Origin of the sequence: Streptomyces recifensis (assembly GCF_002154615.1) — a bacterium.
GTDB classification, from domain to species: Bacteria; Actinomycetota; Actinomycetes; order Streptomycetales; family Streptomycetaceae; genus Streptomyces; species Streptomyces griseoluteus.
Map to the genome: position 1 here is coordinate 1 of NZ_MUNH01000337.1, position 21,623 is coordinate 21,623.

Sequence of the window (21,623 nt, forward strand, 5' to 3'; positions counted from 1 at the left end):
GGCCCGCAGGCTCGCCGCCGACCCGCGCGTGGCCCGCGTCCACTACCCGAAGCTGGGCGGCGCGATGGTCGCCTTCGAGGTGCACGGCGACCCGCACGAGGTGATCGCCCGCGTCCGGCTGATCACCCCGGCGGTCAGCCTGGGCAGCGTCGACACCCTCATCCAGCACCCGGCGTCCATCAGCCACCGCATCGTGGACACCGTCGACCGGCACGGCGCCGGGGTGATCAGCCGGACGCGGGCGATCACCTCGTGCGGGTCGCCGTGCACCTCGAAGGCGACCATCGCGCCGCCCAGCTTCGGGTAGTGGACGCGGGCCACGCGCGGGTCGGCGGCGAGCCTGCGGGCCAGCTCGGCGGCGGTCGCGGAGGCCGCGCGGACCCGGACCGGCAGCGTGGCCAGACCGCGCAGCAGCAGATAGCCGGCCAGCGGGTGCAGCACCCCGCCGGTGGCGAACCGTATCCGCCGCAGCTGCCCGGCGAACTCCTCGTCGCAGGCCACCACTCCGGCCATCACGTCGCCGTGCCCGCCGAGGTACTTGGTGGCGCTGTGCAGCACCAGCCGCGCGCCGTGCTCGGCCGGACGTTGCAGCACGGGCGTGGCGAAGGTGTTGTCGACGAGCAGCGGTACGGTCCCGCAGGAGTGGGCGACGGCCCGGATGTCGACCTCGGCGAGGGTGGGGTTGGCCGGGGACTCGACCAGCACCAGACCGGTGTCGGGGCGCAGCGCCGCCGCGATCCCGGCCGGGTCGGTCCAGGTGACCTCGGTGCCCAGCAGTCCGGCGGTCAGCAGGTGGTCGCTGCATCCGTACAGCGGCCGGACCGCGACCACATGGCGCAGGCCGGCGGCCGAGCGGGCGAGCAGCACGGCGCTGAGCGCTGCCATGCCACTGGCGAACGCGACGGCGGACTCGGTGCCTTCGAGGCGGGCGAGGCCGGTCTCGAAGCGGGCCACGGTGGGGTTGCCGAGCCGGGCGTAGACGGGCGGGCCGTCGGGGAGGATGCCCTCGGCCGCGAAGGCGTCGATGCGCGCGGCCTCGTCCCGGCTGTCGTGGGAGGGGTAGGTGGTGGAGAGGTCGATGGGCGGGGTGTGCAGGCCCTGTGCGGTCAGGTCCTCCCGGCCGGCGTGCACGGCCTCGGTGGCCAGTGCCCTGCGTACGGTGTCGGCGGCGCCGTTGCTGCTCGATTCCATGACCGTAGGGTGAACACCGGACGGGTTCAGGGGGCGATGAGCCGTGTTACGTTCGGCCGATGGACGCCTCCGTCGTACTGGACCCGGTGGATCTGCATCTGCTCCGGCTGCTGCAGAACGACGCCCGGACCACGTACCGCGATCTCGCCGCGCGGGTGGGGGTGGCGCCGTCGACCTGCCTGGACCGGGTGGCCCGGCTGCGCCGGTCGGGCGTGATCCTCGGCCATCAGCTCCGGCTGGACCCCGCGAAGCTGGGCCGGGGCCTGCAGGCGCTGCTGTCGGTGCAGGTCAGGCCGCACCGGCGGGAGCTGGTCGGGCCGTTCGTGGAGCGGGTGCGGGCGCTGCCGGAGGCGCGGACGGTGTTCCATCTGACCGGCCCGGACGACTATCTGGTGCATGTGGCGGTCGCCGACATGACCGACCTCCAGCGGCTGGTGCTGGACGAGTTCACCTCGCGCCGGGAAGTGGCGCGGGTCGAGACCCGGTTGATCTTCCAGCAGTGGGAGTGCGGGCCGCTGCTGCCGCCCGGTCATGCCGAGAGCTGAAATCACCGGTGCACGGGTGACGCGGACGCACCCCTGGTATCAGGATGGGCGCCATGTCCGACACCAAGAGCTTGCTGCCCCGTCAGGTCGCCGACGCCTATGTGGACGACCTCATCGCCCTCGACCCGGTCACCGGCACGTACCTCGGTGTGCGGGAGAGTTCCCGCCGGTTGCCCGACTACTCCCCCGCCGGCCAGGAGGCCCTGGCCGGCCTGGCGCGTACGACGCTCGCCCGGCTGGACGAGGCCGAGCGCCTGCCCGGCGCGGACAGTGACGCCGAGCGCCGCTGCGGGCGGCTGCTGCGGGAGCGTCTGACCGCCGAACTGGCCATGCACGACGCGCAGGAACACCTGCGCGCGGTCGGCAACATGCACACACCCGGCCACTCGGTGCGGGACATCTTCTCCGTGACCCCGCAGGAGACCGAGGAGGACTGGGCGGCCCTCGTCGAGCGGCTCCGCGCGGTGCCGGCGGCCTACGAGGGCTACCGCGCCTCCCTCGCCCTCGGTCTGGAGCGCGGTCTGCACGCGGCGCCCCGGCCGACGGCCACCTTCGTCGAGCAGCTCACCGAGTGGGCGGACACCGGCGAGGGGCGCGGCTGGTTCGAGGACTTCGCCGCGGCCGGCCCCGAAGCGCTGCGCGCGGAGCTGGACGAGGCGGCCCGCGCGGCGACGGCCTCGGTGGTTTCCTTGCGCGACTGGATGCGGGACGTGTACGCCCCGGCCGTCGCGGACGCCCCGAACACCGTGGGCCGTGAGCGGTACGCCCGTTGCGCCCGCTACTTCAACGGCACCGACCTGGACCTGGACGAGGCGTACGCCTACGGCTGGTCGGAATTCCACCGCCTGCTCGGCGAGATGGAGAAGGAGGCGCAGAAGGTGCTGCCGGGCGCCGGGACGCCGTGGGTGGCGCTGGCGCACCTGGACCAGCACGGCCGGCACATCGACGGCGTGGACGAGGTCCGGGAGTGGCTGCAGGGCCTGATGGACCGGGCGATCGCCGATCTGGACGGCACCCACTTCGAACTGGCCGAACGGGTACGGCGGGTGGAGTCACGTATCGCCCCGCCGGGCGGGGCGGCGGCCCCGTACTACACGGGTCCCTCGGAGGACTTCTCCCGGCCGGGCCGGACCTGGCTACCGACGATGGGCGAGACCCGGTTCCCGGTGTACGACCTGGTCTCCACCTGGTACCACGAGGGCGTGCCCGGCCATCACCTGCAGATCGCGCAGTGGGCGCACGTCGCGGCGGACCTGTCCCGCTACCAGGCCACGGTGGGCATGGTCAGCGCCAATGCCGAGGGCTGGGCGCTGTACGCGGAGCGGCTGATGGACGAGCTGGGCTATCTCACGGACGCGGAGGAGCGGCTCGGTTATCTGGACGCGCAGATGATGCGCGCGGTCCGGGTGATCATCGACATCGGTATGCACCTGGAGCTGGAGATCCCGGCGGACTCGCCCTTCCACCCCGGTGAGCGGTGGACGCCGGAGCTCGCGGAGGAGTTCTTCCGGGCGCACAGCAGCCGTCCGGCGGACTTCGTGGTGAGCGAGCTGACCCGCTATCTGACGATGCCGGGACAGGCGATCGGCTACAAGCTGGGCGAGCGGGCCTGGCTGCTCGGCCGGGAGCGGGCGCGGGAGCGGCACGGCGACTCCTTCGACCCGAAGGCGTGGCACATGGCGGCACTGTCCCAGGGTTCGCTCGGCCTGGACGACCTGGTGGACGAGCTGTCCCGGCTCTGACTCGGCCGTACGGCCCTGCCCGGGTGGCGTGGCCCCCGTACCGGCTGCTTGCTGGTGCGGGGGCCGTCGCACGAGGGAGGTGGGCCACTCATGCAGCGCAACGGGCCGGACCGGAGGGCGCTGGAGACGCCCCGGGCGGCCGGGCTGGCCGGGGTGGTGTTCGCGCTGCTGCTGACGGCGATGATCGTGCTGCTGCGGCTCGGCGTCCCTGAGGGGGCCGACGCGGCCGACGCCGAGGGGTTCACGGACCCCACCCGGCGGGAGGCGGTACGAGCGGCGCTGGCGCTGGTCCCCTTCGCCGGCATCTTCTTCCTGTGGTTCCTGGGCGCGGTGCGCGCGCACGTGGGCGACGCGGAGGACCGGTTCCTGGCGACCGTCCTGCTGGGCAGCGGCCTGGTCTTCACCGCCACCCTCTTCGGCGCCGCCGCCTCCGCCACGGCGGTGCTGGCCGTGGCCCACCCCGCCGGCAGCGCGCCCTCGCTCACCACCTGGGACTTCGGCCGGCACTTCGCGTACACGCTGCTTACGGACTACGCGATGCGGATGGCGGCCGTCTTCGTGTCGTCCATGTCGGTGATCGGCACGCGGATGGGCGTGCTGCCGCGCTGGCTGACGGCGGTGGGCGCGGTGACCGCGCTGCTGCTGCTCTTCGTCGCCTCCCACGTGCCCTGGGCAGAACTGGTCTTCCCCGCCTGGTCGCTGCTGCTGAGCGTGCACATCCTGCTGGCCGGCGGGCGCCGGCGGCGGGTGACTCCGGCCTGACCGGGGCTCACCCGATCGGCGCGTCCCGGCGCGCGGCCCCGGCACCGGCGCGCCGATGCTGTCGGGGGACGGCCGGACCAGACCACCGGAAAGGGCGCAGCGCCTATGCGGATCGTCGTCGATCTCAACAAGTGCCAGGGATACGCCCAGTGCGCGTTCCTCGCCCCCGACGTGTTCACCATGCACGGTGAGGAGGCTCTGCTCTACAACCCGCTCGCCGCCGAGGAGGAGCGGGACGCGGTGGCCCGCGCCGCCGCCGCCTGCCCGGTGCAGGCGATCACGGTGGAGGGTCTGCACGAGGGCGCGCCCGTCGAGCCCGTGCAGGTCTTCTCCGGTACTCCCTGGGAGCCGCGCGATGGCCGCTGACTACGTGGACTGGCTGCGCCGCGAGGGCCGCATCGTGATCGTCGGCGCCTCGCTGGCCGGGCTGCGGGCGGCCGAGACGCTGCGCGCGGAGGGCTTCACCGGTTCCCTCACCCTGATCGGCGACGAACCGTACGGGCCGTACGACCGGCCGCCGCTGTCCAAGGCGGTACTGCTGGGCAAGGCGTCCCCGCGGCACACCGAGCTGCCCCGGCGCCGGCACCTGGACGCCGAGTGGCGGCTCGGGGTCCCGGCGGCCGGGCTCGACCTGACGGGCAAGCGGGTGCTCCTCGCCGACGGCGAGGAGGTGGAGTACGACCGGCTGCTGATCGCCACCGGGGTGCGCGCCCGCCCCTGGCCGGTGCCGGAGGAGGCCGAGCTGAACGGCGTCTTCGTGCTGCGCACCCGTGACGACGCGATCGCCCTCACCGAGCGGCTGCGGGCCGGGGCGAAGCGGGTCGTGGTGATCGGCGCCGGGTTCGCGGGGTCCGAAGTGGCGTCCGCCTGCCGGGAGATGGGTCTCGAGGTCACGGTCGCGGAGCGCGCGGGGGCCCCGCTGGTGGGGGCGCTCGGCGGGGTGATCGGGGCGGTCGCCGCCGACCTCCATCTGGAGAACGGCGTCCACCGACCTGCGCACCCATGTCACCGTCACCGCCCTGGAGGGCGACCCGATGGGCCGGGTGCGGTCGGTGCACCTGTCCGACGAGAGCGTGGTCGAGGCGGACGTCGTGGTGGTCTCGCTGGGGTCGCTGCGCAACACCGAGTGGCTGACCGGCTCGGGGCTCGGGGCGGGGCCGCGCGGCATCGCGAGCGACGCGGGCTGCCGGGCGTTCGACTTCCGGGGGATCGTCACGGACGACGTGTTCGTCGCCGGTGACGTGGCCCGCTCCCCGCACGCGCTGTTCGGCTACCAGTTCCTGTCGCTGGAGCACTGGGGCAACGCGGTGGCGCAGGCGGAGACGGCCGCGCACAACATGATCTGTCCCGCCTCCGACCGGCGCCCGCACATGTGGATGCCCGCCTTCTGGTCCTCGCAGTTCGGGGTGAACATCAAGTCGGTGGGCGTGCCGCCCATGGGCGACGAGCTGATGATCATCCAGGGGTCCACGGCCGAGCGCCGGTTCGTCGGCGTGTACGGGTACAAGGGCCGGATCGTGGCGGGCGTGACCTTCGACAACGCCCGCTGGCTGGAGTACTGCCAGCGGCAGATCGAGCAGGGCGCGCCCTTCCCGGTGGAGTACCCCACGGTGGACCGGCGCCCGGAGGGGCGCAAGGCGGTCCCGGCCGACTTCCCCGACCCGTCCCTGCCGACCCACGGCCCGACCGTGACCCTCAGCGGCTACTCACCGGCGGACCGCAGGCTGGTCTTCACCCCCGGCCACCACTGACCCCCGTCCGGCCCCGCCGCTCCCGACGCTCCAAGGACATGCCATGACCGAACCCTCCCTGGTGGCCCGGATCACCGACTTCGCCAACCGCGCCGACCCCTACCCGCTCTACGCCGAGCTGCGCCGCACCCCGGTACTGCACGAGGAGGACGGGGACCCGTACGTCATCTCCTCGTACTGGGACATCGAGAGCCTGCTGCACGACCCCCGGATCAGCTCCGACGCGACGAACCTGACGGCGGCGGGCGCCGACGAGCTGAACCAGGCGGAGAACACCGGGCTGCCGCCGTCCTTCATCCGGCTGGACCCGCCGGAGCACGACCGGCTGCGGCGCATCGCCAACAGCGCGTTCGGTCCGCCGCACAAGCCGCGCCGGATCGACGGCATGCGGGGCGAGCTGCACGCCATGGTCGCCGAGCTCATCGACGGACTCGCGGGCGCGACCGAGATCGACCTGGTGGACCAGTTCGCCTATCCGTTCCCGGTGACGGTGATCTGCCGGCTGCTCGGGGTGCCCCGCGAGGACGAGCCCCGGTTCAGGTCCTGGGTGGACCCGGTGGTGGCGAGCCTCGACCCGGAGACCCGGCAGGGCGCGGACCCCGACTTCTTGCGGAAGGCGCAGGAGGCGCGGACCCAGCTCGGCATGTACCTGGCCGGGCTGGCGGAGGAGCGCACGAAGGACCCGCGCGACGACATGCTGTCCGACCTGGCCGCCGGAAAGGGGCCGGACGGTGCCATGACCATGATGGAGGTGCTCAGCACGGCCGTCCTGCTGCTGATCGCCGGTCACGAGACCACCGTCAATCTGATCGCCAACGGCATGCTCACCCTGCTGCGGCACCCCGAGTACCTCCAGCGGCTGCGCGAGGAGCCGGAGCTGGCGGTCAGCATCGTGGAGGAGCTGCTGCGCTACGAGCCTCCGGTGCAGCTCGTGCCGCAGCGCACCTGCATCACCGACATCGAGGTGCGCGGGGTGACCATCCCCAAGGGCTCCCGGATCTGGCTGATGCTGGCCGCGGGCAACCGGGACCCGGAGCGCTTCAAGGACCCCGAGCGGTTCGACCCCGACCGGGACGACCTCCAGCACCTCGGCTTCGGCAGCGGCATCCACAGTTGCTTCGGCGCGCCGCTGGCGCGGCTGGAGGCGCAGATCGCGCTGGCCGAGCTGGCGCGGCGGCTGGAGAATCCCCGGCTCGTGGCGGACCCGCCGCCGTACCGGCCGAACGCGGTGCTGCGCGGGCCGCGCCATCTGCCCGTCGCCGTCGACGGCGTGCTGCCCTGACCCCTCAGACCCCGCGCCGGCGCAGCGAGGACCCGGTGCGGTCCTTGACGACCTCCAACTGGGCGTGGACGCGGCGGCGCAGGTCGCCGACGTGGCTCACGATGCCGACGCTGCGGTCGCGTTCGCGCAGCGAGTCCAGCACGTCGAGGACCTCGTCGAGCGTCTGGTCGTCCAGGCTGCCGAAGCCCTCGTCGATGAAGAGGGTGTCGAGCCGGACCCCGCCCGCCTCGTCGGTGACCACGTCGGCGAGGCCCAGGGCGAGCGCGAGCGAGGCGAAGAAGGTCTCGCCGCCGGACAGGGTCGCGGTGTCCCGCTCCCGGCCGGTCCACGCGTCCACCACGTGCAGCCCGAGCCCGCTGCGCCCGCGTCCGCTGCGGTCGTCGGAGTGGACGAGGGTGTAGCGCCCGGCGGACATCAGCCGCAGGCGCGCGGTCGCGGCGGCGGCGACCTGTTCGAGGCGGGCGGCCAGGACGTACGACTCGAGGCGCATCCGGCGTTCGTTGTCCGCGCTGGTGCCGGCCGCGAGGGCGGCGAGCCGGGCCACCCGGTCGTACTCCTCGCGCAGCGGGGCGAGGCGCCGGGCGCCGTCCTCGGCGCGGGCGGAGAGGCGGTCCAGCTCGGTGGTGCGGCGGGCGGCCTCGTCACGGGCGGAGGCGGCTTCCCGCAGCCGCCGCTCGGCCCCGGCCGCGCGCTCTCCCGCCGCGACGAGGTCGGCGGGGGCCCGCCTGGAGGCGGCCACCGTCTCGGGCTCGGCGAGGACGGCGCGTACGGCGGACTCCTCCGACTGCCTTTCGTCCAGGCGGTGTTGGAGGGCGCGGTGGGTGGCGGGGTCCAGCAGGGCCCCGGCCGCCGCGCCGGGGGTGTCGAACCCGGCGCGATAGGCGGCGTCGGCGAGGCGGGCGTCGGCGTCCTTGAGGCGGACGGCCGCCTCATCGGCCGTACGGGCGGCGTCGGCGGCCTCGGTGAGCACGGCCGCGAGCCGCTCCAGTTCGGCGGCACGGGCGGCGACGCTCTCGGCGGCTCCGCGCGCCCGCGTCAACTCTGCCTGGAGGATCGCCTGTTCGCGGTCCAGGGTGTCGCGCCGGGTGAGCCGCGCGGCGGCCCGTACGGCGGACTGCTGGCGGGCCTGGAGCCGCTGCTCGCGCTCCGTCTCGGCCCGGCGCAGCTCCTCGTGCGCGGCGTGCAGGGCGGAGGCGTCCCGGCGGGCCTGCTCGTACTCCCGCTCCAGCTGGGTGACTTCGGCGGCGATGCGGTCGGCGGGGGTGTCCCCGACCTCGGCGGTGACGGCGTCCAGCGCGGCTTGCAGCTCGGTGCCGCGGCGCTCCTGCTCGACGTGCTCCCGCTCGGCCTCCTGGTGCGCGTCGAAGGCGCGCTGTTCGGCCTCGCGGTCGACGTGTCCGGCGTCCTTGCGGGCCGGGGCGGGGTGCTCGGTGGCCCCGCAGACGGCACAGGGGGCGCCGTCGGTGAGGTGGGCGGCCAGCTCGGCGGCGATGCCGTCCAGGCGCTGTTCCTTGAGGTCGAGCCAGTGTCCGCGCAGCTTCTGCGCGCGCTGCCCGGAGTCCAGCGCCTGGCGTTCGGCGGCCGCGACGTCGGAGGTCAGCCGGTCGCGGCGGCGGGCCGCGTCGAGCCGCCGCCGGGCGGGGTCGCGCCGGGCGGCGAGGGATTCGGCACGGGAGGCGGCCTCCCGTGCCGCGTCGATACGGGCCTGGAGGGCGGCGCGGGCGGGCTCCCAGCCGTCGAGCCAGGCATCCGCCTCGCGCGCGGTGTCCTCGTCCGCGCGCTCCTCGCGGTCGAGCCCGGCGCGCTCGGCGAGCAGTTCGGTGAGCCGGTGCTCGGCGCGGCGGGCGGAGGCGAGGGAGCCCAGCTCCTCGGCGGCGCGGCGGGCGGCTGCCGCGAGGCCGGGGGCGCCGGAGTCGGCCTGGTCCTCCGGCAGCGCGCGCCGGGCGTCCGCCTCGGCCAGGGCGGCCCGCCGGTGCGCGTTCTCCGCTTCCTCGCGCAGCTCCAGTGCGGGCGCCACGGTCTCGGCCTTGCGGCCGCGCTCCATGCGTGCCCGCGTCTCCTCGTACTCCCCCGCCCGCTCCGCGAGGCGCGCGGCGCGGTCCTGGGCCTCGGTGAACCGGTGCTGGAGCCGGGCGAGTTCGCGGGCCTCGGCCAGTTCCTCCTGGGCGCGGGTGTGGGCGGACTCGGCGGCGGTGAGGCCGCAGTGGGCGATGGTGAGGCGTTCGCGGGCGGTGCTGCGGGCCACGGCCGCCGCCCCGAGGACCGCGACGGCGAGGCCCGGATCGCCGGGCGCGAGCCCGGGCAGCTCCATGGCGTCACCCGCCGCCTGCTGCATGCGGTGGGCGTCGGCGAGCAGCGCGGTGTCGCCCTCGCGCACCCGTGCCTCGGTGGCACGCCTGCGTTCGGCGAGCCGCTTCTCCACGTCGGCGAAGCGCTGGGTGTCGAAGAGGCGGCCGAGCAGCTTGCCGCGTGCCTCGGCGTCGGCGCGCAGGAAGCGGGCGAAGTCGCCCTGGGGCAGGAGCACGACCTGGCAGAACTGCTCGCGGCTCATGCCGAGGAGCTGGGTGATCTCCTCGCCGATCTCCTGGTGCGAGCGGCTGAGGTCCTTCCAGGTGCCGCGCACGGCGTCGTACTCGCGCAGCCAGGTCTGGGCCTTGTCGAGGGTGGTGCCGGTGCCGCGCTTCTTGGGGCGCTCCCACGGGGGCTGCCGGGTGATCTCCAACCGGCGTCCGGCGACGGTGAGTTCGAGACGGACCTCGGTACGGGTGCCCGGTTCGGCGTGGTCGCTGCGCAGGTGGGTACCCTGGCCGCCCTGCCGGGCGCCGGGGACGGAGCCGTAGAGGGCGTAGCAGACGGCGTCCAGGACGGAGGTCTTCCCCGCGCCGGTCGGGCCGTGCAGCAGGAAGAGGCCGGCGGCGGAGAGCGCGTCGAAGTCGACGCTCTGGGCGGTGCCGAAGGGGCCGAAGGCGGTGATGTCGAGCCGGTGCAGCCTCATCGGGCGACCTCCCGCACCGCGTCGTCGGCGCGCACGGCGTCGAAGGCGTCGCGCAGCACCTCGGTCTCCCGGCCGTCGGGGGCGGCGCCGCGCACATGGGCGACGAAGTCCTCCGCGATCTGCTGGTCGCTGCGGCCCGCGAGACGCCGGGCGTAGGACACGGCCGGGTCGTCCGGGGCGCGGTCGGGGGCGAAGACCAGGCTGAGGGTGTGCGGGAAGCGGGCGGCGATCCGGGCCATGGGGTCGGCGGGCCGGACGGCGTCGGTGAGGGTGGCCTCGACCCAGGCGTCCTCGTGGCGGCTCAGCGCGGGGTCGTCGAGCAGCTCCTCCAGCGTGCCCCGGAGGCGGGCCAGCGGGCGCGGCACCGGGCAGTCGAGGCGCTCGGCGGTGACCGCGCCCTCGGCGTCCAGGTCGACGAGCCACATGCTCTTGCGGTGGTCGGCCTCGGAGAAGGAGTAGGCGAGCGGGGAGCCGGAGTAGCGGACGCGCTCGCTGATCCGCTGGCAGCCGTGCAGATGGCCGAGGGCGACGTAGTCGACGCCGGCGAAGACCCCGGCGGGCACGGCGGCCACTCCGCCGACGGTGATGTCCCGTTCGCTGTCGCTGGCCTCGCCGCCGGTGACGAAGGCGTGGGCGAGGACGACCGAGCGGGTGCCGGGGGCGCGGCCGGCGAGGTCGGCGCGCACCCGGTCCATGGCGGCGGCGAGCACGGTCTCGTGTCCGGCCTTCGGCACGGCGAACTCGTCCTTCACCAGGGCCGGTTCGAGGTAGGGCAGCCCGTAGAAGGCCACGTCGCCGTGGGCGTCGGCGAGGACGACCGGGGTGCCGACGGCGGTCGGGTCGGTGCGCAGGTGGATGCCCGCGCGGTCGATGAGTCCGGCGCCGACGCCGAGGCGGCGGGCCGAGTCGTGGTTGCCGGAGATCATCACGGTGGGCACACCCAGCCCGGCGAGCCGGTGCAGGGCGTCGTCGAACAGCTCGACCGCGGCCAGCGGGGGTACCGCGCGGTCGTACACGTCTCCCGACACCACGACGGCGTCCACGGCTCGCTCGCGCACGGTGGCGACGAGGTGACCGATGAACTCGGTCTGGGCGCCGAGCATGCTCACCCGGTGGAAGGCCCGGCCGAGATGCCAGTCGGAGGTGTGCAGGAGTCTCATGGACCCCGAGACTAACGGCAGGGTCGGACAACGCGCTCCGGTCGCTTCGGATTTGAGCGGTATGCCCGATTGGCCCGGATCAGGCGTCCCCGTACGCCTCGCCGCCCAGCTCCAGGCCCGCCGAGCCGGCCGTGGCGTCGGCCAGCCAGCCCCGGAAGGTGTCGACGTCGGCGTCCGGGAGGGCGATGTCGATGGCGACCGCCTCGCCGTAGCGGACGTCGCGGACCTCGCGGCCGGTGGCGCGCAGGTCGTTCTGCACCTTGCCGGCGCGCTGGTGGTCGACGGTCACCGTGGCCAGCCGGTAGCGGCGCCGGGTGCGGGTGCCGACGGCGTCCAGCGCCTCGCCGACCGAGCCGCCGTAGGCCCGGATCAGGCCGCCCGCGCCGAGCTTCACCCCGCCGTAGTACCGGGTGACGACGGCGACGACGTACCGCATGTCGCGGCGCAGCAGCATCTGGAGCATGGGCACGCCGGCCGTGCCGCCGGGCTCGCCGTCGTCGCTGGCCTTCTGGGTGGAGGCGTCGGCGCCGATGACGTACGCCCAGCAGTTGTGCGTGGCGTCGGCGTGCTCCTTGCGGACCCCGGCGATGAACTCCTGCGCCTCCCGCTCGGTGGCGGCCGGGGCGAGCGCGCACAGGAAGCGGGAGCGGTTGATCTCGGTCTCGTGCACACCCGCGCGGGCCACTGTGCGGTACTCGTCCTGCATCCCGCCAGCCTATGCGGAGCGCCGCGCCCGCCCGGCCCCGGTGTGCGGGGGAGGATGCGGGGCAGACGCGCTCAGCGATCGGACGGCCCGCGCGGTGGGCCGTGGGTAAGGAGGCAGCAGCGTATGACCAGCGTCCCCGTGCAGCCCGCGGAGCCCGGCGGACCCGCCCCGGACTCGGTGCGGGCCCGCTTGCGAGGCTGGCTGCTGGAGGGCCTGAGCGAGCGGACCGCCCGCCATCCCGGGCCGCACCGCACCCCGCCCCAGGAGCACGAGGGCCACCCCTGGTGGCGGGTGATGTGTCTGACCGGCGTCGACTACTTCTCCACGCTCGGCTACCAGCCCGGCATCGCCGCCCTCGCGGCCGGCGCACTCTCGCCGCTGGCGACCCTGGTGCTGATCGCGCTGACCCTGTTCGGCGCGCTCCCGGTGTACCGCAGGGTGGCGCGGGAGAGCCCGCACGGCGAGGGCTCGATCGCCATGCTGGAGCGGCTGCTGTCCTGGTGGTCGGGGAAGATCCTGGTACTGGTGCTGCTGGGGTTCGCCGCCACCGACTTCATGATCACCATGACGCTGTCCTCGGCGGACGCGGCGGCCCATGTGATGGAGAACCCGTTCGCGCCGCACTGGACCGAGGGCGAGGGCGTCTGGATCACCCTGGTCCTGCTCGGACTGCTCGGCGCGGTCTTCCTGAAGGGCTTCCAGGAGGCCATCGGGATCGCCGTCGTCCTGGTCGCCACCTATCTCACGCTCAATGTGGTGGTCCTGGCCGTCTGCGCCTACCAGGTCCTCACCCACCCGGTGCGGATCGAGGACTGGACGCACCTGATGACGGCGGAGCACTCCTCCCCGCTCGCCATGCTCGGCGTGGCCCTGCTGGTCTTCCCCAAGCTCGCGCTCGGCATGTCCGGCTTCGAGACCGGCGTGGCGGTGATGCCGCAGATCAAGGGCGATCCCCAGGACACCTTCGAGAACCCGGCGGGCCGTATCCGGGGCGCCCGCAAGCTGCTCACCACGGCCGCGCTGATCATGAGCTGCCTGCTGCTGCTCTCCAGCCTGGCGACGACGATCCTGATCCCCGAGAAGGACTTCCGGACCGGCGGCCCGGCCAACGGACGCGCCCTCGCCTACCTCGCCCACCAGTACCTCGGCGAGATCTTCGGCACGGTGTACGACCTGTCGACCATCACCATCCTGTGGTTCGCGGGCGCCTCGGCGATGGCCGGACTGCTCAACCTGGTCCCGCGCTATCTGCCCCGCTACGGCATGGCCCCGGAGTGGACGCGCGCGGTGCGGCCACTGGTGCTGGTGTTCCTGGTGGCGGCCGTGCTGATCACCCTGTGGTTCCACGCGAGCGTGGACGCGCAGAGCGGGGCGTACGCGACCGGCGTGCTGGTGCTGATGCTCTCGGCGGCCTTCGCCTCCACGGTGGCGGTGCACCGGCGCGGGCACCGGGCGGCCACCCTCGGCTTCGGCACGATCACCGTCGTCTTCGCCTACACCGTGGTCGCCAACGTGATCGAGCGGCCGGACGGCATCAAGATCGCGTCCATCTTCATCGTGCTGATCATGCTCACCTCGCTCGGCTCCCGGGTGCACCGCGCCTTCGAACTCCGCGCCACGGACGTGGTGTTCGACGAGGCCGCGCTGCGCATCATCGACGAGGCCGCCGAGCACGGCCCGCTCCAGCTCATCGCCAACGAGCCGCAGGAGCACAGCAGTCGGGAGTACCGCGAGAAGGAGCGCGAGCAGCGCCAGCACACCCGGCTGCCCAAGGGCGCCTCGGTGGTGTTCCTGGAGGTGTTCGTGCGGGACTCCTCCGACTTCACCGCCGAGATCACGGTGCACGGCGACGAGAAACACGGCGTACGACGGCTGCGCGCGGAAGGGCCGACCGTGCCCAACACCATCGCGGCCGTCCTGCTCGCCCTGCGCGACCGCACCGGCAAGGTGCCGCACGTCTACTTCAACTGGACCGAGGGCAACCCGATCGGCCACCTGCTCCAGTTCCTGGTCTTCGGCAACGGAGAGGCGGCACCGGTCACCCGCGAGGTACTGCGCCGCGCGGAACCGGACCCGGAGCGGAGGCCCTGGGTCCACGTCGGCTAGGGCCTGGCTTCCGGATCTCGCCGGGGTAGCGCAGGTGCCGTCCGCCCGAGCCGGCCTGGTCCGGAAGACAGGCCCTGGGCTCAGCCGGGGTTGCCCAGCTCCCCGGCGAGGTCGAGGGCGAGGAGGCGGTCGGCGTAGAGGAAGGTCTCGAAGCGGGCACCGTCGGGGAGGTCCTCGGCGCTCGCCACCTCCCGCAGCACGGCGAGGACGCCGGGCAGGTCGAGGTCGTCCTCCCAGGCCGCGCGCAGCCGGGTCCGCACCTCCTCGGGCACCGGGCGCGAGGGCTGGTTCGCCCAGCGGGCCACGCCGGTCCGCCACTCGGAGGCGGTCCGCGCGGCCTCCTCCAGTACGCCCGCGTCCAGTGCGGCGGGCTCGTCGCGCGGGACGGAGAGCAGGGCCAGGCGCAGGGCACCGGGGTCCGCCAGAAGTTCCTGCAGGTCCTCACCGCCCCCGTCCCACCCGGCCGGGGCGACGGCCACCACCACTCCGGCCGCGGGCGGCTCCTCGGCCGCGGCCCGCACATGCACCACCTGGGCCTCCCCCAGGCCCGACGCGACATCCCGGCTGTCCTCGAAGGGGCGGATGCTCAACGCCGTGGCCGCCGTACCGAGTTCGGCCTGTTCGCGAGGTGCGGTGAGCATGGTCCAGACGGGGGTGCCGCCCAGCTCCAGGGCGCGGACGAGGAGGTCGGCGGTGAGCAGCACCCGCAGCGCCGTCAGGTCGAGGCCGCCCGCGTGGGCCTCCACTCGGGTCAGGCCCCGGCGGGCGGGGGTGGCGGGGACGGACTCACCGGTCCGGGCGTCGAGGATGCGCAGCACGCAGCGAGCGTAGGCGCGCCAAGGCCCGGCCGCAGCACCTTGTGCCGATTCCGGACAGCGTGGCGGGCAAGCGGGGGAATCGGCGCGCGGCACCCGCTGTTGTCCCCCACGGCACAGTTCCCGCGCTTGGAGGAGGCCGCCGTGTACGGCGACGAGGCGACGATCCGCACCATCCTGACCGGTCTGGGCGACACCTGGGCGGTGGTCGGCCTCTCCAACAACAGGTCCCGTGCCGCCTACGGGGTCGCCGAGGTGCTGCGCCGGTACGGCAAGCGGGTGGTGCCGGTGCACCCGAAGGCCGAGCCGGTCGGGGGCGAGCAGGGGTACGCGAGCCTCGCCGACATCCCGTTCGACGTAGACGTGGTCGACGTGTTCGTCAACAGCGAGCTGGCCGGCGCGGTGGCCGACGAGGCGGTGGCCATGGGCGCCCGCGCGGTCTGGTTCCAGCTCGGCGTGGTGGACGAGGCGGCGTACGAGCGGACGCGGGCGGCGGGTCTGGAGATGGTGATGGACGCCTGCCCGGCGATCGAGATCCCCCGCCTGGGTTAGACGCCCAGCCCCTCGATCACGACCGCGCCGGGGATCTCGGCGAACGCCTTGCCGGGCACCAGGAGTTTGCCGCGCCTGCGGCCGCTGCCGACCAGGACGTAGGGCAGGTCCAGCACGGCGGAGTCGACCAATACCGGCCAGGCGGCGGGGAGTCCGAGCGGGGTGATGCCGCCGTACTCCATGCCGGTCTCGCCGGTCGCCAGGTCCATGGGGGCGAACGACGCCTTGCGGGCGCCTAGTTGGCGGCGGACCGTGCCGTTGACGTCGACCTTGGTCCGGGACAGCACCAGGCAGGCGGCGAGCGTGGTCTCGCCGCCGCGCTTGCCCGCGACCACCACGCAGTTGGCGCTCAGGTCGGGCAGGTCGGCGCCGTAGTGCTGGACGAAGACGGCCGTGTCCGCGAGGTCCGGGTCGGTGTCGACGTAGAGGATCCGCTCGGCGGGGACGGACCCCCGCCAGTTCCGTACCGCCTCGGCGACCGGTGCGGTCAGTTCGGCCAGGGCCTCGGGGGCGGGGACGGCGTTGTCGAAGTCTCCGATGGGGGCGCGCATGGCGGCACCGTAACAGCCGTCGCGGGGGCGGCCCTCAGCGCACCGGGGGCACCGAGACCGCCATCACCATCCGCATCGGTACGTCGCCCTCGTTGCCGTAGGTGTGCGGGGTGTCGGCCTCGAAGGTGGCGCTCGCCCCGGCCGGGACCGCGTGCCGCACCCCGTCGACCTCCAGGGTGAGCTCACCGGAGGTGACGTGGACCAGCTCGACCGTGCCGGAGGGGTGCGGGTCGGCGCTGCTGTGCTCGCCCGGCATCAGGTTCCAGTCCCACAGCTCCAGCGGGCCGGGCGCCTCGGTGCCGGCCAGCAGCCGGTTGTAGCTGCCGCCCTCGGTGTGCCAGAGCCGGACCGCCTGGTCGGCGGGGACGACCCGGACGCGCGGTCCCTGCTCGTAGTCGAGCAGCGTGGTGACGCTGATCCCGAGCGCGTCGCCGATCTTGACGACGGTGCCGATGCTGGGGTTGGTGCGGGCCTGCTCGATCTGGATGAGCATGCCCCGGCTGACCCCGGCGCGGGCGGCCAGCGTGTCCAGCGTGAAGCCGCGCTCGGAGCGCCAGCGGCGGACATTGCGCGCCAGGGACCGGGTCAGCAGGTCGAGGTCCGCCACATCACGTCCATTGCAGATCACATCGGGAGTCACGGAGGCCACGGGGGCCTCGCCGGTCACGGGAAGGAATGACCGGATCGGGTGCCCGGGACGGCGGCGCGCCGCACCCGGCCGTGCACCGCACTGTACTGCGCGGTCCGGTACGGGGCACGCGCTCGCCCGCTCAGCCCTCCGCGTCCAGTCTGGCGAGCTGTTCCACCTGCTCCTCGTCCAGTGCCGCCAGCGCACCCAGCTGCGCTCCGGTGACCCCGGCCGGGGGCGGCACCGGGGCGGGGGTGCGCAGCGGTGGCTGCCAGCCCTCCTCGGGCGTCCAGCGCCGCACCACACGGGCGGGCGCCCCGGCGACCACGGCGTGGTCGGGGACCGTGCCGCGCACCACCGCGCCGGCCGCGACCACCACGTTCCGGCCGATCCGGGCGCCGGGCAGGATCACCGCGCCGGTGCCGATCCAGCAGCCGGGGCCGATCTCCACGGGCTCCATCCGGGGCCACTGCCGGCCTATGGGCTCGTGCGGGTCGTCGTAGGAGTGGTTGGTGGAGGTGACGTAGACGTACGGGCCGAAGTAGCAGTCGCGGCCGATGGTGACCGTGGTGTCCGCGATGACGTGGCTGCCCCGGCCGAGGACCACGCCGTCCCCGATGCGCAGGATCGGGTCCGGGCCGAGGTCGAGGTCGGGCATGAGACCGGCGGTGAGGGTGACCTGTTCGGCGATGATGCAGTGCGAGCCGAGGGTGATCCACGGCTCGCCGAAGACCGTGCCGAGCGGGAAGGCGAGCCGGGTGGCCTCACCGATGGCGCCGAACCGGAAGCGGCCCGGATGCCCGGCGGTGACCGCGCCGCGGCGCTGCGCCCAGCCCCATGCGGCATGGACGGCACGCTGGGCGAGCCCCTGCCGCCAGGAGGTGAACGTGTTCTCGGGCTTCGGCACCCGCCCACGTTACTCAGCGGTCACTCACCGCGAGGCGCCGGACGCCTGTGATCTTCACCCCATCCGGCCGGGCCCGCGATGCCCTACCGTGCGCGGGGAGACCGCCCGGCGCGGTCCGGCCCGATTTTCGCCCGGCAGAGAGACGGTGGACACGGATGACGCACAAGGCCCTGATCGTGGGCATCGGCGGCAGGGAACCGGCGATCGACCCGGAGGCGTTCGTCGCCCCCAACGCCACGGTGATCGGCGACGTGACGCTGCGGGCGGGCGCGAGCGTCTGGTACGGGGCCGTGGTGCGCGGTGACGTGGAGCGGATCACCGTCGGCGCGGACGCCAACATCCAGGACAACGTCACCCTGCACGCGGACCCCGGCTTCCCGCTGACGATCGGTGAGCGCGTCTCCGTCGGCCACAACGCCGTGGTGCACGGCGCCACGGTCGAGGACGACTGCCTGATCGGCATGGGGGCGACCGTGCTGAACGGCGCGGTGATCGGCGCCGGTTCCCTGGTCGCCGCCCAGGCCCTCGTCCCGCAGGGCATGGTCGTGCCGCCCGGTTCGCTGGTCGCGGGGGTCCCGGCGAAGGTCCGCCGGGAGCTGTCGGAGGAGGAGCGGCAGGGCGTCACCCTCAACGGCACGCTGTACGCGGACCTGGCGAAGACGCACCGGGCCGTGCACGAGTAGGCGGGGCCGGAGCGCGGGCAGGGCCCCTACGCCTGGTCGGCGCCGACCGGCTCGGGCTCGGGGGTCTGGTCCGTGGACTCCTTGCGCTGCGAGCGGCGCTTCATGACCACGAAGGAGCCGAGGCCGACGACGATCGCGGCGACCAGTGCCACCCAGGAGAACCGCTTGAGCCAGTCCTCCGCGACCGTGCCGACGTAGTAGACGACGGCCGTGGTGCCGCCCGCCCAGACGACACCGCCGAGCACGTTGGCGATCAGGAACTTCCAGTACGGCATGCGCAGGACGCCCGCGAGGGGCCCGGCGAAGATGCGGAGCAGGGCGATGAAGCGGCCGAAGAAGACCGCCCACATGCCCCACTTCTCGAACGACCGCTCGGCGGTGGCGACATGCGCCTCGCCGAAGTGGCGCGGGAACTTCCGCCCCAGCCAGGCCAGCAGCGGGCGCCCGCCCTTGCGGCCGATCGCGTAGCCGATGGAGTCGCCGATCACCGCGCCGGCCGTGGCGCAGGCGCCGAGCACGAACGGGTCGATCCCGGTGTGCTGGGAGGACATCAGCGCGGCCGAGACGAGGACGATCTCGCCGGGCAGCGGGATGCCGAGGCTCTCCAGCCCGATCACCAGGCTCACCAGGGCGTAGACGGCGACGGCGGGCACCGAGTCGAGCCATTCCTGCACGTGCACCGCGGTTCCTCCCAGTCGCTGTCGCACCCCGCTGGGCGCGCCGTGTGTGCGCACCCCCTGGGAAGGCTACCCGGTCGCCGCGCACCGCCGGCGGGCACGGCCGCTGAGCCCACGGCGAACGGGCGCATGGCGGTGCGGCCGGGCGCGCAGGCTGGAGGCATGGACCTGGTCGAGGTACTGCCCCGCCTCCGCATGCTCCGCTTCCCGGTGGGGGCGGCCTATCTGTGGCGGGACGGTGACGAGCTGACGCTGATCGACTCCGGGACGGCGGGGGCCGCGGCGGAGATCGAGGAGGCGCTGGACGGAGCGCTGCGGCGGATCGTGCTCACGCACTGGCACGAGGACCACACCGGCTCGGCGGCCGGTCTCGCCGCCCGGCACGGGGCCGAGGTGGTGGCGCACCGGCTGGAGGCGCCGGTGATCCGGGGTGAGGCGGCCGGGGCGCCGCCGGTGCTGGAGGAGTTCGAGATCCCGATCCGGGCGGGGGTCCCCGCCCTGCCCCCGGCTCCGCCGTGCCGGGTGGACCGGGAGGTGGCGGACGGCGAGACGCTGGATTTCGGCGGCGGGGCGGTGGTGGTCGCGGTGCCCGGCCACACGGACGGGTCGATCGCCGTCCACCTGCCGGGGCCGGGGGTGCTGTTCACCGGGGACGCGGTCGCAAACGTCGGGCGGACGACCCTGGGCGTCTTCAACACCGACCGCGGGCGGGCCGTCGAGTCGCTGCACCGGCTCGCCGCGCTGGACGCCGAGACGGCGGTCTTCGGACACGGCGAGCCGGTCGTCCACGGCGCGGCGGCGGCCCTGCGGGCAGCGGCCGCCGCGACACGGTGAGCGAGGTCAGCCGTTCGGCCGCAGGGTCCAGACAACCGTCATCTCGCCGGAGACGGCGCCGTCCTCGCGCTGGATGGTGATGGCGACCGGGAACTCCGGGCGGCTGCCCGCGTCCAGTTCGGCCACGACCTCGGCGGCCGGGCGGCCCAGGGTCGCGGTGGCGGTCACCGGGCCGAGGGCGAGCTTCTTGTAGTCGATCTCGGCGCGCACCGCGAGCGGCACGGCACGCGAGAGCTGTTCGCCGAAGGCGGTCAGCACGATGGCCCCGCTCGCGGACTCGGCCAGCGTGAACATCGCGCCGGCGTGCGGGCCGCCCAGGTGGTTGTGGTACTCGGACTGGTCCGGCAGCCGGAGCACCGCGCGCTCGGGGGTGACCTCGATGAACTCCAGGTTCAGGGTCCGCACCATCGGCACCGCGGCGGCCAGCATGTCGCCCATGGAGGCGCTCTCAACTGTCATGGCCGTGATGTTACCGACGGGTAGCAGACCTGGCCAGCCCCGGTCCCGACCGATTCGGTACGCCCCTGACGAGGGACGGTGACCGAAACGTGTCCCGTGGCGCATTAGGGTTCTGGCCATGTGGCCAGGAGAGCAGCCGCCAGGGGGCGCGCAGAACCCGCAGGACAACCCGTACCAGCAGCCGGGTTACCAGCAGCCGAATCCGTATCAGCAGCCCGGCTACCAGCAGTACCCGCAGCCGAACCCGTACGGGCAGCAGCCCCAGTGGGGGCCGCCGACGCAGCCGCCGCACAAGCCGGGCGGGAGCAACCGGGTCAAGGTCGTCGCCATCGTGTCGGCCCTCGCGGTCGTCGTGACCGCCGGGGTGACGGGGTATCTGGTCCTCGGCTCCAAGGACGACGGCCGCGACGAGGCCAAGGGCGGGAAGAGGACCAGCCAGTCGCCCACGCCCGAGCCGACGGTGAGTTCGTCGGCGCCGGACGACAACCCGCGTGGCGGGGAGGGGGAGAAGCCGGTCGTCGCGGGCTGGAAGGTCGTCGTCAACCCGAAGTTCGGCACCGCGTTCGACGTGCCGCCGGAGTGGCAGCTCGAGTCCACGGACACCTCCTACTTCATGGAGGACCACGCGGACGACGACAAGCTGATCACCTCGGTGTCCGCGCCCGCCGTCTACAAGTCCAAGTGGTGCACGGACGACAGCGACAAGGACGGCCGTACGGAGGACACCTCGCTGGCGGTGGCCGGTACCCGCGGTGAGAGCGGCGCGAAGAGCCCCGAGCAGGCCGCGGTGATGCGGGTGCCGTGGTACGTGTACGGCGGCTACACCCAGCCGGACAAGAAGAGCCTCACCTACGACAAGAAGACCAAGCCCTTCACCACGTCCTCCGGCGTCAAGGGCGCGTACGCGTGGGCGCGTTCGTCGGGCAGCCCGCAGAAGGGCAAGTGCGCGAGCGACGGCAAGGCGATCTCCTTCGCCTTCCGCAACTCCGCGCAGGACATCGTGTCGTTCGACCTCTACGGCGCCAAGGGAGTGAAGGAGGAGGTCGACACGGCGACCATCATGAAGATCCTGTCCTCGGTGCGGCTGCACGGGGACCCCACGGAGAGCTGACCGAGGGCGCGTGATCGGGTTGGCGGTCGCGGGGTCGCCCGGCCACAGTCGGCCGCTGATCCCGGACTCCTCCGCCCTGGTCCTCCTGATCCCGGACCTCCGGCGGCTGCGCCGCCGGGACACGGCGAAGGCGGTGTCAGCCGATGCCGAAGGCGCCGGCCGGGGG

The 21,623-nt window shown here is 73.9% G+C and carries 20 protein-coding genes and 2 pseudogenes; 12 read left to right on the top strand and 10 right to left on the bottom strand.

Annotated elements, in window-relative coordinates:
- Window positions 1–64 precede the first annotated feature (64 nt).
- Window positions 65–307, top strand: a complete 243-nt coding sequence (locus CCN33_RS33085; RefSeq protein WP_244173854.1) for a PLP-dependent transferase — start codon at window positions 65–67, stop codon at window positions 305–307.
- A gap of 44 nt (window positions 308–351) precedes the next feature.
- On the opposite strand, the pseudogene CCN33_RS18315 reads toward CCN33_RS33085, so the two are convergent.
- A pseudogene (locus tag CCN33_RS18315) lies at window positions 352–1,191 on the bottom strand (trans-sulfuration enzyme family protein); the annotation flags it as partial.
- 59 nt (window positions 1,192–1,250) lie between these two features.
- On the opposite strand from CCN33_RS18315, the gene CCN33_RS18320 reads away from it, so the two are divergent.
- The 6 genes and pseudogenes from CCN33_RS18320 (at window position 1,251) to CCN33_RS18345 (ending at window position 7,273) form a co-directional block, all read left to right on the top strand.
- Entirely contained in the window at window positions 1,251–1,736 is a 486-nt protein-coding gene (locus tag CCN33_RS18320) for an Lrp/AsnC family transcriptional regulator (protein WP_086694660.1), read from the top strand.
- Between the two features lie 53 nt (window positions 1,737–1,789).
- Window positions 1,790–3,478, top strand: coding sequence for a DUF885 domain-containing protein (locus CCN33_RS18325; RefSeq protein WP_086694661.1), 1,689 nt, complete (start codon window positions 1,790–1,792; stop codon window positions 3,476–3,478).
- A 90-nt stretch (window positions 3,479–3,568) separates the two neighbouring features.
- A complete protein-coding gene (locus CCN33_RS18330) occupies window positions 3,569–4,240 on the top strand; it encodes a hypothetical protein (protein WP_086694662.1) in 672 nt (223 codons plus the stop codon).
- Between the two features lie 105 nt (window positions 4,241–4,345).
- Entirely contained in the window at window positions 4,346–4,606 is a 261-nt protein-coding gene (locus CCN33_RS18335) for a ferredoxin (RefSeq protein WP_086694663.1), read from the top strand.
- A pseudogene (locus CCN33_RS18340) lies at window positions 4,596–5,991 on the top strand (NAD(P)/FAD-dependent oxidoreductase). Before CCN33_RS18335 ends, CCN33_RS18340 begins: the two are co-directional and overlap by 11 nt.
- Before the next feature lie 43 nt (window positions 5,992–6,034).
- On the top strand, window positions 6,035–7,273 hold the full coding sequence (locus CCN33_RS18345; RefSeq protein ID WP_086694664.1) for a cytochrome P450: 1,239 nt from the start codon (window positions 6,035–6,037) through the stop codon (window positions 7,271–7,273).
- Window positions 7,274–7,277: 4 nt separating this feature from the next.
- Here the strand turns inward: CCN33_RS18345 and CCN33_RS18350 are convergent, their stop codons facing one another.
- The 3 genes from CCN33_RS18350 to CCN33_RS18360 all read right to left on the bottom strand — a co-directional run bounded on the left by CCN33_RS18350 (window position 7,278) and on the right by CCN33_RS18360 (window position 12,134).
- Entirely contained in the window at window positions 7,278–10,268 is a 2,991-nt protein-coding gene (locus CCN33_RS18350; protein WP_086694665.1) for an AAA family ATPase, read from the bottom strand.
- Window positions 10,265–11,428: an exonuclease SbcCD subunit D gene (locus CCN33_RS18355; protein ID WP_086694666.1), complete on the bottom strand. Its 1,164-nt coding sequence runs from the start codon at window positions 11,426–11,428 to the stop codon at window positions 10,265–10,267. The genes CCN33_RS18350 and CCN33_RS18355 overlap by 4 nt, the downstream gene beginning before the upstream one ends.
- Window positions 11,429–11,507: 79 nt before the next feature.
- Complete coding sequence (locus tag CCN33_RS18360) at window positions 11,508–12,134, bottom strand: YigZ family protein (RefSeq protein ID WP_086694667.1); 627 nt, start codon at window positions 12,132–12,134, stop codon at window positions 11,508–11,510.
- A gap of 123 nt (window positions 12,135–12,257) precedes the next feature.
- Here CCN33_RS18360 and CCN33_RS18365 point away from each other — a divergent pair, with 123 nt between their 5' ends.
- The gene (locus tag CCN33_RS18365; protein WP_208621793.1) at window positions 12,258–14,240 is read left to right on the top strand and encodes an APC family permease; all 1,983 of its coding nucleotides are present in this window, start codon (window positions 12,258–12,260) and stop codon (window positions 14,238–14,240) included.
- 80 nt (window positions 14,241–14,320) lie between these two features.
- On the opposite strand, the gene CCN33_RS18370 is transcribed toward CCN33_RS18365, so the two are convergent.
- Window positions 14,321–15,058 carry a hypothetical protein gene (locus tag CCN33_RS18370; protein ID WP_086694668.1) on the bottom strand — a complete coding sequence of 246 codons (738 nt, stop codon included), beginning with the start codon at window positions 15,056–15,058 and terminating at the stop codon, window positions 14,321–14,323.
- Window positions 15,059–15,199: 141 nt separating this feature from the next.
- Here CCN33_RS18370 and CCN33_RS18375 point away from each other — a divergent pair, with 141 nt between their 5' ends.
- Window positions 15,200–15,607: a CoA-binding protein gene (locus CCN33_RS18375; RefSeq protein ID WP_086694669.1), complete on the top strand. Its 408-nt coding sequence runs from the start codon at window positions 15,200–15,202 to the stop codon at window positions 15,605–15,607.
- Here CCN33_RS18375 and CCN33_RS18380 read toward each other — a convergent pair.
- The 3 genes from CCN33_RS18380 to CCN33_RS33555 all read right to left on the bottom strand — a co-directional run bounded on the left by CCN33_RS18380 (window position 15,604) and on the right by CCN33_RS33555 (window position 17,693).
- Window positions 15,604–16,158, bottom strand: a complete 555-nt coding sequence (locus CCN33_RS18380) for a YbaK/EbsC family protein (protein ID WP_086694670.1) — start codon at window positions 16,156–16,158, stop codon at window positions 15,604–15,606. The genes CCN33_RS18375 and CCN33_RS18380 overlap by 4 nt on opposite strands.
- 34 nt (window positions 16,159–16,192) lie before the next feature.
- Window positions 16,193–16,765, bottom strand: coding sequence for a helix-turn-helix domain-containing protein (locus CCN33_RS18385; RefSeq protein WP_086694671.1), 573 nt, complete (start codon window positions 16,763–16,765; stop codon window positions 16,193–16,195).
- 163 nt (window positions 16,766–16,928) lie between these two features.
- A complete protein-coding gene (locus CCN33_RS33555; protein WP_086694672.1) occupies window positions 16,929–17,693 on the bottom strand; it encodes an acyltransferase in 765 nt (254 codons plus the stop codon).
- A gap of 155 nt (window positions 17,694–17,848) precedes the next feature.
- Between CCN33_RS33555 and CCN33_RS18395 the strand changes: the two genes are divergently transcribed.
- Entirely contained in the window at window positions 17,849–18,376 is a 528-nt protein-coding gene (locus CCN33_RS18395) for a gamma carbonic anhydrase family protein (RefSeq protein ID WP_086694673.1), read from the top strand.
- 26 nt (window positions 18,377–18,402) lie between these two features.
- Here the strand turns inward: CCN33_RS18395 and CCN33_RS18400 are convergent, their stop codons facing one another.
- The gene (locus CCN33_RS18400) at window positions 18,403–19,056 is read right to left on the bottom strand and encodes a DedA family protein (protein ID WP_086694674.1); all 654 of its coding nucleotides are present in this window, start codon (window positions 19,054–19,056) and stop codon (window positions 18,403–18,405) included.
- Between the two features lie 159 nt (window positions 19,057–19,215).
- On the opposite strand from CCN33_RS18400, the gene CCN33_RS18405 reads away from it, so the two are divergent.
- Entirely contained in the window at window positions 19,216–19,887 is a 672-nt protein-coding gene (locus tag CCN33_RS18405) for an MBL fold metallo-hydrolase (protein ID WP_086694675.1), read from the top strand.
- 6 nt (window positions 19,888–19,893) lie between these two features.
- Here the strand turns inward: CCN33_RS18405 and CCN33_RS18410 are convergent, their stop codons facing one another.
- On the bottom strand, window positions 19,894–20,346 hold the full coding sequence (locus CCN33_RS18410) for a DUF4442 domain-containing protein (RefSeq protein ID WP_030808882.1): 453 nt from the start codon (window positions 20,344–20,346) through the stop codon (window positions 19,894–19,896).
- Between the two features lie 118 nt (window positions 20,347–20,464).
- Here CCN33_RS18410 and CCN33_RS18415 point away from each other — a divergent pair, with 118 nt between their 5' ends.
- Window positions 20,465–21,457, top strand: coding sequence for a DUF8017 domain-containing protein (locus tag CCN33_RS18415; RefSeq protein ID WP_086694676.1), 993 nt, complete (start codon window positions 20,465–20,467; stop codon window positions 21,455–21,457).
- The last annotated feature ends 166 nt before the right edge of the window (window positions 21,458–21,623 follow it).

What these genes read in the sequence shown, in the direction of transcription:
- CCN33_RS33085 (WP_244173854.1), top strand. Translation starts at nt 65, where the DNA reads ATGGTCGCCTTCGAGGTGCACGGCGACCCGCACGAGGTGATCGCCCGC.
- CCN33_RS18320 (WP_086694660.1), top strand. Translation starts at nt 1,251, where the DNA reads ATGGACGCCTCCGTCGTACTGGACCCGGTGGATCTGCATCTGCTCCGG.
- CCN33_RS18325 (WP_086694661.1), top strand. Translation starts at nt 1,790, where the DNA reads ATGTCCGACACCAAGAGCTTGCTGCCCCGTCAGGTCGCCGACGCCTAT.
- CCN33_RS18330 (WP_086694662.1), top strand. Translation starts at nt 3,569, where the DNA reads ATGCAGCGCAACGGGCCGGACCGGAGGGCGCTGGAGACGCCCCGGGCG.
- CCN33_RS18335 (WP_086694663.1), top strand. Translation starts at nt 4,346, where the DNA reads ATGCGGATCGTCGTCGATCTCAACAAGTGCCAGGGATACGCCCAGTGC.
- CCN33_RS18345 (WP_086694664.1), top strand. Translation starts at nt 6,035, where the DNA reads ATGACCGAACCCTCCCTGGTGGCCCGGATCACCGACTTCGCCAACCGC.
- CCN33_RS18350 (WP_086694665.1), bottom strand. Translation starts at nt 10,268, where the DNA reads ATGAGGCTGCACCGGCTCGACATCACCGCCTTCGGCCCCTTCGGCACC.
- CCN33_RS18355 (WP_086694666.1), bottom strand. Translation starts at nt 11,428, where the DNA reads ATGAGACTCCTGCACACCTCCGACTGGCATCTCGGCCGGGCCTTCCAC.
- CCN33_RS18360 (WP_086694667.1), bottom strand. Translation starts at nt 12,134, where the DNA reads ATGCAGGACGAGTACCGCACAGTGGCCCGCGCGGGTGTGCACGAGACC.
- CCN33_RS18365 (WP_208621793.1), top strand. Translation starts at nt 12,258, where the DNA reads ATGACCAGCGTCCCCGTGCAGCCCGCGGAGCCCGGCGGACCCGCCCCG.
- CCN33_RS18380 (WP_086694670.1), bottom strand. Translation starts at nt 16,158, where the DNA reads ATGCGCGCCCCCATCGGAGACTTCGACAACGCCGTCCCCGCCCCCGAG.
- CCN33_RS18395 (WP_086694673.1), top strand. Translation starts at nt 17,849, where the DNA reads ATGACGCACAAGGCCCTGATCGTGGGCATCGGCGGCAGGGAACCGGCG.
- CCN33_RS18405 (WP_086694675.1), top strand. Translation starts at nt 19,216, where the DNA reads ATGGACCTGGTCGAGGTACTGCCCCGCCTCCGCATGCTCCGCTTCCCG.
- CCN33_RS18410 (WP_030808882.1), bottom strand. Translation starts at nt 20,346, where the DNA reads ATGACAGTTGAGAGCGCCTCCATGGGCGACATGCTGGCCGCCGCGGTG.
- CCN33_RS18415 (WP_086694676.1), top strand. Translation starts at nt 20,465, where the DNA reads ATGTGGCCAGGAGAGCAGCCGCCAGGGGGCGCGCAGAACCCGCAGGAC.